A 13,343-nucleotide genomic window follows, 5' to 3' on the forward strand; every position below is an offset into this window, starting at 1 on the left:
TATGGATAATAAATACATAAAGCCTATTGAAAATCTCTCTATCGGGAAAATTATTGAGGTGGATGGGGCACGTATTATCGCAGAGCTCGATCCTACTATTTCCGACTTGTCCCGAGTATTTGCCGGTGAAAACTACCCAATTGGACAATTTGGTTCAATTATCAAAGTTCATTTTGGACGCCGCTCTATTTACGGTTTAGTCAGTCGATTGCGTATGAAAGCTGACTACCAGCTAGAAAGGGGGTTGCCTGTCGCATCTTTGGATGAACGTATTATTGAAGCTGACTTGTTTGGAGAGGGTGAGTGGCGAAGAAAAGATGTAAATGAGTTTGCCCTTGAGTTTGAACGTGGTGTTGCTACTTACCCCCTACCGCAGCAAACTATTTATCTGACCCCTAAATCAGAGCTTAGGTTTATTTACGGTGACGCTAAAGGTACCGTTATTAAACTTGGTGAGCATGTTGGCTCTGGCGGTGCACCTTGTTACGCTGAGTTGAACGAATTACTAGGTAAGCATACCGCTATCCTTGGCTCCACCGGTGCTGGTAAATCAGGTACGGTGGCAGCGGTTATTCACAGTATTCTCGAACGTGGTCGAATAGCCAGTCATGAACACTGGCACCCACAAATTATTATCCTTGATCCACATAATGAGTATGGCAAAGCGTTCCCCGAACATCAACGATTATCTACCGATGAGGGTTCGCTAAAATTACCATATTGGTTACTTGACTTAGAAGAGTCACTAAGTTTGTTTATCGGCAAGACCGAGTTTGCAGCGACCTCCCAATCCAATATTGTTAAGAATGCTCTAATATCTGTTCGTGAGGCAGCGGCTGAACAGCTTGGGCTTGATAAGAGACAATTAACGGTTGATTCACCAATCCCTTACGTTATTGGTTGTAGTAATGAGTTGGATAATTTCGGAAAAATAGGTGAGAATCTATATTTAGAAGGATTAATTGGAGCAATAAACCAACAGCGACCACCAAATAAATCTCAGAAAGATCACGAAGATTATAATAAAGTGATCCGTAAGATTGATTCATTACTAAAAGACGGTCGGCTAAAATTCATGATGGAAAGTTGGGATGGATTAGAAGATCCATTGCCAACGATTGTCAATCAGTTTTTAACGCAGCAAACTACTATTCAGATTGTTGACTTGTCTGGCGTACCTAATGAAGTAGCAGGGGTAGCCAGTGCTGCAATTGCTAGAGTTGTATTTCAGCTTAAAGTTTGGCAAACCGAAGCCGAACGTCAATCTAGTCCTGTACTTTTGGTATGTGAAGAAGCTCACAGATACGTTCCCAATCGTGGTGAAGCACAGTATGAAGCGGCCCAATCTGCTATTCGTCGAATTGCGAAAGAAGGCCGTAAATATGGCGTAGGACTGTTATTGGTTTCGCAGAGGCCGAGTGAAGTTGAAGCAACTGTTTTGTCGCAGTGTAATTCATGGATCGTGCTTCGAATAACTAATGATGCTGACCGTGAACACGTGCGCAGTGTATTACCGGATTCTATGTCTGGCTTAACGAAAATGCTTTCTGGTTTAAGGCGTCAAGAGGCAATTTTTGTTGGACAAGCAGCAACTTTACCTACTAGGGTGATGATTCGTAGCTTGCCTAGTGAACAACTACCGCGATCAAATGATGTTGATTTCGATAAAGGTTGGCAGCAACAAGCGATGTCGATTGAAAAAATTATAGAAGTCGTTACGAAGTGGCGTTATCAGAGAAAATAATTTTTTGAGTATATAGACGGACAGCCGAACCATCGATTCTAAGTTTGGCTTTTGATTAAACTAAGTTGCACTTAAAGACTTAAATCTTGCGTCTGAATTTATTAAATTCAGAGCTTTTATGAATATGTTATTAATATCATTGCCAGTAACTATCACATAGTATAATAAACTTAGTGCTATATTATACGGTGATCTCATGAAATGTTATTTATCCCCAGCCAAGCCCCCGTACTTCCCCTTGAAATACAGCAGCGGCCGCGCCATCCCTGCAACATCCAGATTCAGTCCTTTCACTTCCCCGATCACGATCAGGTGATCACCTGCGGGGTGCTCAGCGTGAATTTTGCAGTCGAGCCAATGCAGGCTGTCATTGATGACCGGGTTGCCGAGGGGGGAGAGCTTCCAGTCGATGCCTTGCCATTTGTCCGCGCCGCGCATGGCGAACTGGTTGGAGACATGGCTCTGCTCGCTGGAGAGAATGTTGACGGCGAAGCGCTCTGCCTGGCGAATCTTCGGGTAGCTGAAGGAGCTTGCCTTGACGCTGAAGGAGACCAGCGGCGGGTTCATCGAGACGCTGTAGAACGACTGGCAGGTGAAGCCGATGGGCTCGTCGTCGACTTGGGTAGTGATGATGGTGATGCCGGAGGCGAAGTGACCGAGGGCTTCACGGAAACTGGTGGGGTCGATGGTGGTGTCAGCTTTGGTGTCGGGGAGTGACATGGCAGGTCCTACAAGAGTGGGGAGGTGGTAACGATCAGCCGTGGGGGAGGGGCTGCAGCGATGGCGCGGGACTGGGTGCTTGAGTGACAAGAGTGAGATTGATGAAAAAATGGCCGTCGTGAATCCTTCACGATGGCCATTTTTGTTTGCGGCGGTGTCAGCCACTGCTGCTTTCACTCTCGAGCACTATCGTCGAGCTAACTCGGTTCGGAACTAGCTTGGCGCTATCTGTCAGTGCTGTGTCTTGGCCCGCGCTGTGTCTTGGCCAGTTCAGTGTCTCGCCAAGCGATCAGCGCTGTGCTTCGAGTTCTTTGCGCACGATGGCGGCGCCAGCGCTGAGTGCCTGCAGTTTGCCGCGGGCGACTTCTCGGGAGAGCGGAGCCATGCCGCAGTTGGTACAGGGGTAGAGCTTGTCGGCATCTACGAACTGCAGCGCCTTGCGCAGGGTCTCGGCGACTTCTTCCGGCGTCTCGATGGTGTTGTTAGCGACATCGATGGCGCCGACCATGACCTTCTTGCCACGGATCAGCTCGATCAGCTCCATCGGCACGTGGGAGTTGTGACACTCCAGCGACACGATATCGATGTTGGATTGCTGGAGCTTCGGGAAGGCTTCTTCGTACTGACGCCATTCGGAGCCCAGGGTGTTCTTCCAGTCGGTGTTGGCCTTGATACCGTAGCCGTAACAGATGTGGATGGCGGTCTCGCACTTGAGGCCTTCGATCGCACGCTCCAACGTAGCGATGCCCCATTCATTCACTTCATCGAAGAACACGTTGAAGGCCGGTTCATCGAACTGGATGATGTCGACGCCTGCCGCTTCGAGTTCCTTGGCTTCCTCGTTGAGAATCTTGGCGAATTCCCACGCCAGCTTCTCACGGCTCTTGTAGTGGCCATCGAAGAGGGTGTCGACCATGGTCATCGGTCCCGGCAGTGCCCATTTGATCGGCTGATCGGTCTGCGAGCGCAGGAACTTGGCATCTTCGACGAACACCGGCTTCTGGCGGGAGACCGGACCGACCACGGACGGCACGCTGGCCTCGTAGCGATCACGGATCTTGACGGTTTCGCGCTTCTCGAAATCCACACCATTCAGGTGCTCGATGAAGGTGGTGACGAAGTGCTGACGCGATTGCTCGCCATCGCTGACGATGTCGATCCCGGCGTGCTGCTGTTCCTGCAGGGAGACGCGCAGCGCATCCTGCTTGCCCGCGATCAGTGCCTCACCTTCGAGTTTCCAGGGGGACCAGAGAACCTCCGGTTCGGCGAGCCAGGAAGGTTTCGGCAGGCTGCCAGCGGTGGAGGTCGGGAGTAATCTCGTCATGATGAATAACCTTGTCCTTGGAATGGTTCAGATAGCGGAAGTCGTTCGTCGGTCAGCGCGCTGTTTGCGGATCAGTGAGCTGACCAATGATGAATTTATCGGTTGGCGGACCAGTTGGCGGACCACTGCTCGAGCAGGCTCTGGTAGGGCTTGATGAAGCTCTCTTCCACGAACTTGCCCTGCTCGATGGCGAGCTGGCTGCGCTCTTCGCGGTCGTACACGATGCGCGTCAGTGAATGGTCCTGCTGCTTCAGGCTCGCCTGATAGGATTTGCCGGCCACGGAATTGGCGTTGTAGACCTCGGGACGATAGATCTTCTGGAAGGTGTCCATGGTGCTGATGGTGCTGATCAGCTCCAGATTGCTGTAATCGTTGAGCAGGTCGCCGGTGTGATAGAAGGCCAGCGGCGCAACGCTGCCCGGCGGCATGAAGTAACGCACCTTCAGGCCCATCTTGCTGAAGTAGGCATCGGTCAGGGAATCGTCGTCCTGGCGATATTCCACCCCGAGGATCGGGTGCACGTTCTCAGTCTGCTGGTAGGTCTTGGTGGTTGAGACGCTGATGCAGATGATCGGCGGCTTCTTGAAGCATTCCTTGTAGGCAGCAGAACCCACGAAGGCCTGGAACAGGTTGCCGTGCAGCACGCCGAACTGCTCCGGCACGCTGAAGGAATCCTTGCCCTTGTTGTGCTCCAGCAGGCGCACGCTGAAGTCATAATCGCGTATGTAGGACGAGAAGTTGTTGCCGGTCACGCCGTCAATGCGCTGATTCGTCTGGTGGTCGACGATGGTGGTCTGCAGGATCTCGATGATCGGCAGGGCATTGTCGGAACGCGCTGCGTCGAGGTTCAGCTCGACGGAGATGATGTCCAGCTCGACAGAGTAACGATCGCCCTTGGGGTTGTCCCAGTTGGCCAGCGCATTGAATCGGTTGTTGATCATGTTCAGCGTGCTGCGCAGGTTCTGCTGACGGCTCTCACCACGCGCCAGGTTGGCGAAGTTGGTGGTCAGGCGGGTGTTTTCCGCCGGAACGTAGTTCTCGTCGAAGCGCAGACTGTTGATGCTGAAACCGAATTCGTTGCTCATGGCGTTCACCCTGATCCTGAGAGAGAAAATTCACTGTGTCGTCGACATCTTCCCGTGATCTTTCAGGCGTCTCGTGAGCGGGTTGCTCTCTGTGAGAACGCATCCATGCCGGGAGAGGCACGCTGCTCGCCATCACGTTCCGTGTGCTGGCTGTGAAGTGCAGCGTCATGGGAAGTCTTCATCAACGATCTGATGCAGGTGAGTATCCATTTCTCAGCTTCATGAGACAAACTGGATTTTTTAATGTTCAAGTTGAGCGATATTCATGATGAGGGCAGAGCCTGAGTTTTCACTGTGCCAGCGCCATCGCTGATGTCATTGAGGTTGGTGCAGAGTTGGTGCAGAGAGAATAGGCAGATACCAGACACCACAACGCCGCCTTCCGGCAGCGGGAGGCGGCGTTGTGGTGTCTGGTCTGTTGCGCGGAGTATTAAGTCCAGCCGCACCCTGCACTGAGCGGCCAGTGATAGGGATCAGTAGAGGTGAACGGCCTTCAGGCGGGCGAGCGATGCCCCTTGTTCGTCGGTCAGGGTCAGTGTCTTGCCTTCAATCTGCCAGCCAGACACGTCATTGAGTGTCGCGAGGAAATCGCGTTCGAGCATTGCGACTTCACCGGGGCATGCCATGCGGGTGGTGGCCAGACGGCCGAAGCTGAGTTCGCGATCGTCATGCTGATATTCCCCCATCAGGCGGTTGCAGCCAGTGGAACCTGCCACTCGCGAGCCTTGCGTTTGAGAGTCTGAGCTGTGCAGGACGATGTGGGCTTCACGCTTGCCATCCACCACGGGTGTCGGCTGGTCCTCGAGTGCCACCAGCTTCCAGTAGGTGTTCTCTAGCGGCTCGTCGACGGCTTGAGAGTCGGCGGAGGATTGAGCGCCTGTACAGCCCGCCAGAGTGAGCGCTGCACACATCAGGGCAGCAATGGTCATTGGGCGAATCTGTCTCATCCTGGTATCTCCTTCATGATGATAGGGCTGTTCTGCGCTGAGTTCAGGGTGGTCCAAACATGTGTGACATCTTGGCAACCCATGGGATTCTGTTGGCACGAATGCGAGGATTCGGTCAGTGTGTAACTTGCGCTGATATTATGTTGAGTAAATATATAAGACTAAAGTTGATGAATAAGGAATGCTCTGAAGTTGTAGAGCAGGCCCGCGCGACTGCTCAAACCTTAAATTCCGAAGCGTTATCGGGGTAAGCCGAAATCAGGCTTCATTTTCATTAACGCGATACTTAATTTTTCGTGATGCTGCTAGAGACATCGTTCAACTCCTCTCAACATGCGAGCTCAGCCGCTTTGGACGACACGGTCAATATGCCGTCCTGCATGTGTGAGAGAAGGTAATGACCAAGACAATACTCCCTCGAGATGATGGCTCTAATGGCTGGTATCACCAGTTGGAAACACGATTTGATGCCAACGAACTCAAGCACGACAAGCAGGTGGACTGGCTTGTCATCGGCGCTGGCTTCACTGGGCTGGCAGCTGCTCGTCGACTGGGAGAGCTAAGGCCTAACAGCTCGGTGGTACTGCTAGAAGCGTTACGTGTCGGGCAAGGCACGTCCGGACGTAACTCAGGATTCGTGATCGACCTTCCTCACAAGCGTGACCTTGAGAGCCATGATGATGCACGTAAGCAACATCAGCTCAAGCTCAACCGTCAGGCGATAGCGGACCTGGGCCATCATGTCGAGCGTTTTGGTATAGAGTGTGGCTGGTCCATTGAGGGCAAGTATCAGGGAGCGGTGGGGGAGCGTGGACTGGCATTTCTCACTCATTATGAGCAATGTCTCAAGGCGCTGGATTATCCCTATGAAAGGCTCGATCGTGAGGCGTTGTCCACACGACTGGGGACTCGACATTACGCGTCAGCGATTTACACGGCGGGTGGTGCGCTGATGCAGCCGGCAGCACTTGTCCGGGGGCTGGCAGATAGCTTGCCGGAAAATGTGACTCTACATGAGCAGACACCCGTCACATCCCTCACTCGCGAGGCAGGGGACTGGATAGCCACGACACAAGCAGGAAGTGTCAGGGCCAAGAAGGTGATTCTTGCCTCCAACATCTATTCGGGGCAATTCGGATTCCTGCGCAATAGAATGCTGCCGGTGATGACCTTTGCCAGCATGACGCGACCTCTGACGCATGAAGAGCGTCGAGGATTCCTGAATCGTCAGTGGGGCCTCACGCCTGCCGATCATGCTGGTACAACGTTACGCATGACAGATGATTTCCGGTTGATGGTGCGAAACCAGTATCGCTACGTCCCCAAGTATCACGATGACTTGAATGAACGTGAGGTTATCCGTCAAGGGCATCGAGAGTCCTTCCTGACTCGCTACCCTCAACTGGCACATGTTCCCTTCGAGTCCACCTGGGGCGGGGCGTGTGGTTTGTCGACCAACTTCGAGCCCTGGTTCGGCAAGGTTGCGGACGGCGCCTGGATGACAGGGATACATCAAAGTGTGGGTGTCGGTCGTGGCACCATTTCCGGGCGATTGTTGGCGGAAATGGCCTTGGGAGAAGATTCCGAGCTGCTTTCGAGCATGTTGGCCATTACTGGCAAGCCCGGGCGAAACCCTCCACAACCTTTCCTTGGGGTAGGAGTGCGTGCCCGAATGCGTCATGCAGCTTGGGCCAGTCGTAGCGAGTTTTGATAACGCCTCCACGTAAGCCAGAAGGTGAGATAACAGACATCAGGACGCCATGCCTTATGTCATGAGGAAGTCGGTGGAGCGGGTGGAAATACAATCCAAGGCGCGATTCACCAGAACAATATCAAAAAACGAGTGGAGAACTGAATGTGAATATCTGGGATCTTGTCCTCGACATGGGGATCGCGAGTCTGTTGCTGCTGTTGGCCAAGGTCATACGTGTGCGCGTGCCCTTCATACAACAAATGTTTATCCCGGTCTCGATGATTGCCGGTCTGCTCGGACTGTTGCTTGGCCCATACGCCCTGGATGTCTTGCCTTGGTCAGAGAGCTTTACCGCCTATGCCGGGGTGCTGATCACGATGATCTTTGCTGCAGTAGGGCTGGCAACTCAATTTCCGGGCCCACGGGAAGTGCTGGGACGTGCTGGATCGCTATGGGCCTTCAATCAGACCGTGACCGTAGGGCAATGGTGCGTAGGCCTTGTGGTGGGCGCACTGATGGCAGCGACCTTCTGGCCGGAGCTCAACGCAGGCTTCGGGCTCATCATGCCGGCAGGTTTCATGGGCGGTCATGGTACTGCTGTCGCCATCGGGGAATCTTTCCGTCAACTGGGCTGGGATGACGCCACCACCCTGGCACTCAGTTCTGCTACCTTTGGTATCTTTGCGGCCATCTTCCTCGGGATGGGGTTGCTCAACTATGGAGTACAACGCGGTTGGTTGAAGGGCTTGCCGCGCTTTTCCGAGATGGATAGTGAGTTGCGCTGCGGTCTGGTCAAGGAAGACAAGCGGCGAGTACTGGCCCGGGAAGGCATCTCTTCCATCTCGGTGGATGTCTTTGCCATTCATGCTGCCATTGTGTTGGTCGTGACAGCGCTTGCCTATCTCATGAGCCTCTCATTGTCTTCACTGCATGACATGGTCTCGGTACCCAAGTTTGCCTGCGCTTTCCTGATCGGGTGTATCGCTCGCGTAATCTTGCAAAAGGCGGGAGCTGCACGTTTTCTGGATGATGGCATCTTCAATCATGCTGCCGGAGCCTCGACGGACTTTCTCATTGTCTTCGGTATCGCCTCCATCCAGATTGCAGTACTGATTACCTATGCTGTGCCGATGGCACTGTTGATGGTCGCGGGGCTGATCATGTGTCTCTTTCTGGTGTTGGTCGTTGCACCGCGCATGTTTGGGGCCGAATGGTTCGAGAAAGGGATCTTCAGCTGGGGGTGGATGACAGGCACTGTCGCGATGGGGATTCTCTTGCTGCGAGTCGCAGATCCGGAGATGAAAAGCAAGGTATTGGATGATTACGCAATTGCTTATGTGCCAGGTGCGGTGGTTGATATCCTGCTGATTTCACTCATGCCAATGCTCGTGCTGAGCGGGTACGGCTGGCAGGCGTTGGCAGGAATGCTGGTATACATTGCTGTGGTTCAATTGCTCGCTCGACTTTTCCGAGGGTCAACTGCCAATGCAGGGAGTGGAGTTACCAGCCGTAGTTGAAAGAACGGCGTGGCCAGCAAGTGTGTGATATAGTGAAAGTCATAGGCTCCTGTGGGAAGATGCCCCTGCAGGAGCCTTTTGTTTACTTCCAGGTATTTCTCATCATGGCAAGCCTTCCGCCTCGTTCTGAGCTCCCCGATCTCCGTCAGCTACAGGCGTTCTGTCAGATCATCGATTGCAGCAGCATGGCAGAGGCCTCGCGACTGCAGGGGGTGACGCAGTCGGCCATGTCCCAGTCGTTGTCAAGATTGGAAAAGCAGCTGGGAGTAGCGCTGATTGATCGTCAGTGCCGCCCACTGAAACCGACAGTGGCGGGGGATCGCCTCTATCGGGAAAGTCAGACACTCTTGAGTGAAGCACGAGGGGTAATGGCCAGTGTCAGCCATGCCACGATCGATGCGACACGCTTTCTCCGCTGTGGATTTGTGGATTCGTTTGCCTCTGTCTTTGCTCCTGTTGTCGTGAATCGGCTGGGGGACAAGGTGGAGGAGCTGACTCTTCGTTCGGGATTCTGTGAGCCGAATGAGCAGAACCTTTTACAGCGAAATATCGATGTCGTTGTAACTTCCAGTGCGTTGGAGCATGTGCATGGACTGGAGCGTTATCACCTTTTCAGCGATCCCTATTTGCTGGTATTACCGCCGGATCGTCAGGTGTCATCATTGGAAGAGATGGTCAGACTTAGTCAGGAGTTGGGAATGATCCGGTATTCCCGGCATTCCCGGATGGGGTTGGATATCGATATTCATCTGCGCCGCATGGGGTTGGAGAGTCGCCGCAGGGTCGAGTTCGATACGACGGATTCTCTGTTGGCCCTGGTACAGGCCAATCTGGGGTGGGGCATCACCACGGCTCTCAGTCTGATGCACGCCAGGCATGAAGCCTTTCGTGTGCGCGTGGTGCCCTTGCCGGGGGCAGTCTTGCAACGGGGGCTGTATCTGCTTGCCTGGCAAGGGGAACAAGGCTCTTTGCCCTCGGAGCTGGCACGTTTTTGCCAACAGCACTACCAACATGTCATCAAACCAGAGTTCGATGACATGTTGCATATTCGTTGAGGTGATCACCAAGGCGCTTTGATCAGCTGGATTGTTCGAGCAATGCCTTCCAGTTTCCGGGATAAACTGCATACCCGAATAGCGCATGGCCTCGATACTTCAGCCAGGTGCCATTGGGCAGCCACAGCATCTGCCCCGGCGTAATGACGTGCGTTTCCTCTCGTGTCTCTACGATCAACTCACCGGTGATCACGAAGATCACCTCGTCGTATTTGACCGTCCACTCGACCTCGGCACCTTCCCAGCGTGCAAAGCCGGCCCCCATGGTTTCACTCAGTTCCGTTGATACGGTACGCCCGACCTCGGCATGCCCAGGTGGGCCTCCTCGATGGGTAAATGCAGTATCTATATGGTCAAATTTTATCGCTGGCATGTATGTCCCTCCAGTAAATAATAAAACCGGTTCACAACAGAGTACCCACAGTGAGTGTTATGAACCGGATACAATTTATTTGAAGGTACGTTATGTCAGTAATGACGAAGGAGCACGAGTTGTATTAATAAACTTAATGGGAGGTATAAGTCACGCTATAGCGCATTGACGTACTGAGCCCTTGCAGCTTTGCCGTTTGTATATGGTGTCTTTGATACGGTGTTGGGATCAGCGCCGAGTTTTTAGTAGGTGGCTTGGATAAGGGGCGTGGATGTCCAACGCACGTATGCGTCGAGAAAACGCTTCCACGCTGGTATCGGTAACATTGCCCGCTCTGTGCAGCATCTCGTACGCTAGGCTGAAAGTGCACCGATGCCAGTTGGGTCGGGAGAGTCAATACGAGAGCCAGCAAGGAGTTGTCATGCCAGCCACCCGCACGCCCTCGTCCGCCAGGGAGCGGATACATCTGTGGTGGGATCTGTTCATCATCGTGCTCGTGATCGCCAATCTGGCATTGCTGCTGTTCGATAGTCTCTTCCTGATTCCCCCGCTGAACACGGCCTTCGAGGCTGTGACACCCGGGCTGCATGCGGCCTATGAGCAGAACATCCACGCCAATTTCCTCTCCATTGACTTGGCGTTCGTCGCCGTCTTCCTGCTGGATGTGCTGGCGGGGTGGGCAGTGGCCATCGCGGAGCGGCGCTATCACCGCTGGTTCTTCTATCCCTTCGTGCACTGGTATGACGTGCTGGGCTGTATTCCGCTGAGCGGCTTCCGTCTGTTGCGTGTGCTGCGTGTGGTCTCGTTGTTGTTCCGTCTGCAACGTCTGGAATTGATCGATGTGCGGCAATGGTATGTCTATCGTGTTGCCGCCAAGTATCTCGACATCCTGCTGGAAGAGCTGACGGATCGTATCTCCCTGCGCATGCTCGACAACGTTCAACAGCAGTTGCGCGACAGCGATGACCTCTCATCCTCGGTGATCGAGCGTGTCGTGGAACCGCGTAAGCAGGCCTTGATCCAGGAAATTACCCAGCGCCTTGAGACCATGGCAGGGGACGTCTATACCCAGAATCGCGACGATACCCTGCGCTATGTGCGGGGCCTGGTCAGCCGCACCCTTGCCGAAAGTCCGGAGCTCCAGCGCGTCTCGCGTCTGCCCATGGGCACTCAGCTGACGAAGGGGCTCGAAAGTTCGCTGTCCGATCTGGCCTGTCACCTTGTCGATGAAGCGCTGGTCGGCCTGCGCTCCAAGGAGTTCTCGGCGCTGATGGGGCATCTGGCAGAGAGTGGTTTCGATGCCTGGTCGCGCACTGACCCGAGAACGGAGCAGATCACCGAGCAGGTGTTGATCGACATGCTGGAGTTGCTCAAGGAGCGCATCGCCGTGAAGAGTTGGCATCAGAAATATCAGTGAAGACAGGTGTGCCTGCAGGAGGTATGTCGCAACTGGCCAGCGTGCAGGGCAGCTCTCCGAGCGCGGCAGCCCTTGAAAGTCGGCCACGACCTCCCGACATCAGTCATTCGGCAATGGATTTGCAACACCCAAAAGGACGTCTCGATGTCATATGCACCGCAATCCTCAAGTGACACTCACGATGTTGAGCAGACCAGGGCCTGGCTGGATACCTACCGGCGGGTGCGAGCCGCCACCGAGGCGATCTGTGCGCCGCTGCACAAGGAAGACTACATGGTGCAGAGCATGGCGGATGTCAGCCCGCCCAAGTGGCACATCGCCCATGTCACTTGGTTCTTTGAAGCCTTCATCCTGAAACCGTTTCAATCTGGTTATCAGACGCTCGATCCCGCCTACGATCACCTCTTCAACTCCTACTACGAGACGCATGGTGTGCCGTTCCCGCGCGCCGAGCGTGGCTCGATATCGCGTCCGACCGTCGATGACGTCTATCGCTATCGCGCGCACGTCGATCAGGCCATGCAGGCCTTGCTCGAGAATCCGCCCCAGGAACATCTGCCGGAAATTCTGCGCCGTCTGGAGCTGGGCCTACCGCATGAGCAGCAGCATCAGGAGCTGCTGTTGATGGATATCAAGCACATCCTGGCGCAGAACCCGCTGTGTCCGGCCTACCGGGATGATTTGGCGCCAGGCTTGGCACCAGCCTCTGCGCAGGAGGTGCCGCCGCTGGGGTGGCTGGCCTATCCAGCCGGGATTCGCGAGATCGGTCATGATGCATCAAAAGGCGGCTTCGCCTACGACAATGAGATGGGCCGCCACCGTCAGTTCGTCGAAGCGTTCCAGATGGCGGCTCGTCCAGTGAGCAACGGCGAGTTTCTCGCCTTCATGGAGACAGGTGGTTACGCCACTCCCGAGCACTGGCTGGCGGATGGCTGGGCGACGGTCAAGGCGGAAGGTTGGCGGGCACCGCTTTACTGGGTCGAGCGCGACGGCGTCTGGCATCACTACACCTTGGGCGGTCTGGTGCCGGTAGATCTGAAGGCGCCGGTCTGCCACGTCAGCTTCTTCGAGGCCGACGCCTACGCCCAGTGGGCCGGCGTGCGTCTGCCCACCGAGGCCGAGTGGGAGACCGTCGCTCAGGATGTCCCCCTGACGGGCAACTTCGTCGATCAGGATTACCTGCAGCCAGTCGCCGCGGCGAAAACTGACGGCATGCCGGGTCAGATGTTCGGCGATGTCTGGGAGTGGACGGGCAGCGCCTATCGTCCGTATCCCGGCTTTCGCAAGTTGCCGGGCAGCCTGGGGGAGTACAATGGCAAGTTCATGTCCGGTCAGATGGTGCTTCGTGGAGGCTGTTGTGCCACGCCCGCCGACCACATCCGCGCGACCTATCGCAACTTCTTCCCGCCCGAGGCGCGCTGGGCGTTCTCCGGCTTCCGTCTCGCCAGGGATAGTGGGGCATGATGGG

Annotated in this window: 11 protein-coding genes; 6 read left to right on the forward strand and 5 right to left on the reverse strand. The window is 54.7% G+C overall.

The window, feature by feature from the left end:
• Position 1: 1 nt before the first annotated feature.
• On the forward strand, positions 2–1,744 hold the full coding sequence (locus AC5WNJ_RS06045) for an ATP-binding protein (RefSeq protein WP_495930692.1): 1,743 nt from the start codon (positions 2–4) through the stop codon (positions 1,742–1,744).
• Positions 1,745–1,948: 204 nt separating this feature from the next.
• On the opposite strand, the gene AC5WNJ_RS06050 is transcribed toward AC5WNJ_RS06045, so the two are convergent.
• The 4 genes from AC5WNJ_RS06050 to AC5WNJ_RS06065 all read right to left on the reverse strand — a co-directional run bounded on the left by AC5WNJ_RS06050 (position 1,949) and on the right by AC5WNJ_RS06065 (position 5,820).
• Positions 1,949–2,464: a flavin reductase family protein gene (locus AC5WNJ_RS06050; protein ID WP_253062063.1), complete on the reverse strand. Its 516-nt coding sequence runs from the start codon at positions 2,462–2,464 to the stop codon at positions 1,949–1,951.
• A 289-nt stretch (positions 2,465–2,753) separates the two neighbouring features.
• Positions 2,754–3,788, reverse strand: a complete 1,035-nt coding sequence (locus AC5WNJ_RS06055; RefSeq protein ID WP_054555785.1) for a methionine synthase — start codon at positions 3,786–3,788, stop codon at positions 2,754–2,756.
• A gap of 95 nt (positions 3,789–3,883) precedes the next feature.
• Complete coding sequence (locus AC5WNJ_RS06060) at positions 3,884–4,873, reverse strand: DUF1852 domain-containing protein (RefSeq protein WP_495930693.1); 990 nt, start codon at positions 4,871–4,873, stop codon at positions 3,884–3,886.
• Positions 4,874–5,346: 473 nt separating this feature from the next.
• Positions 5,347–5,820 carry an META domain-containing protein gene (locus AC5WNJ_RS06065; protein ID WP_495930694.1) on the reverse strand — a complete coding sequence of 158 codons (474 nt, stop codon included), beginning with the start codon at positions 5,818–5,820 and terminating at the stop codon, positions 5,347–5,349.
• Positions 5,821–6,217: 397 nt separating this feature from the next.
• Here AC5WNJ_RS06065 and AC5WNJ_RS06070 point away from each other — a divergent pair, with 397 nt between their 5' ends.
• From AC5WNJ_RS06070 to AC5WNJ_RS06080, 3 genes are all read left to right on the forward strand, one after another.
• Positions 6,218–7,531 carry an NAD(P)/FAD-dependent oxidoreductase gene (locus AC5WNJ_RS06070; RefSeq protein WP_495930695.1) on the forward strand — a complete coding sequence of 438 codons (1,314 nt, stop codon included), beginning with the start codon at positions 6,218–6,220 and terminating at the stop codon, positions 7,529–7,531.
• 146 nt (positions 7,532–7,677) lie between these two features.
• The gene (locus AC5WNJ_RS06075) at positions 7,678–9,030 is read left to right on the forward strand and encodes a sodium/glutamate symporter (protein ID WP_495930696.1); all 1,353 of its coding nucleotides are present in this window, start codon (positions 7,678–7,680) and stop codon (positions 9,028–9,030) included.
• A 59-nt stretch (positions 9,031–9,089) separates the two neighbouring features.
• The gene (locus tag AC5WNJ_RS06080) at positions 9,090–10,085 is read left to right on the forward strand and encodes a LysR family transcriptional regulator (RefSeq protein WP_495930697.1); all 996 of its coding nucleotides are present in this window, start codon (positions 9,090–9,092) and stop codon (positions 10,083–10,085) included.
• A 22-nt stretch (positions 10,086–10,107) separates the two neighbouring features.
• Here the strand turns inward: AC5WNJ_RS06080 and AC5WNJ_RS06085 are convergent, their stop codons facing one another.
• Positions 10,108–10,458, reverse strand: a complete 351-nt coding sequence (locus tag AC5WNJ_RS06085; RefSeq protein ID WP_495930698.1) for a cupin domain-containing protein — start codon at positions 10,456–10,458, stop codon at positions 10,108–10,110.
• A gap of 421 nt (positions 10,459–10,879) precedes the next feature.
• On the opposite strand from AC5WNJ_RS06085, the gene AC5WNJ_RS06090 reads away from it, so the two are divergent.
• Both AC5WNJ_RS06090 and egtB read left to right on the forward strand, forming a co-directional pair.
• On the forward strand, positions 10,880–11,875 hold the full coding sequence (locus AC5WNJ_RS06090) for an ion transporter (RefSeq protein WP_495930699.1): 996 nt from the start codon (positions 10,880–10,882) through the stop codon (positions 11,873–11,875).
• Between the two features lie 144 nt (positions 11,876–12,019).
• Positions 12,020–13,339 (forward strand): ergothioneine biosynthesis protein EgtB, encoded by a 1,320-nt coding sequence (gene egtB, locus AC5WNJ_RS06095; RefSeq protein WP_495930701.1) that lies wholly within the window; start codon positions 12,020–12,022, stop codon positions 13,337–13,339.
• Positions 13,340–13,343: the final 4 nt, after the last annotated feature.

It is taken from the genome of Cobetia sp. PDI-23MA (assembly GCF_059507735.1).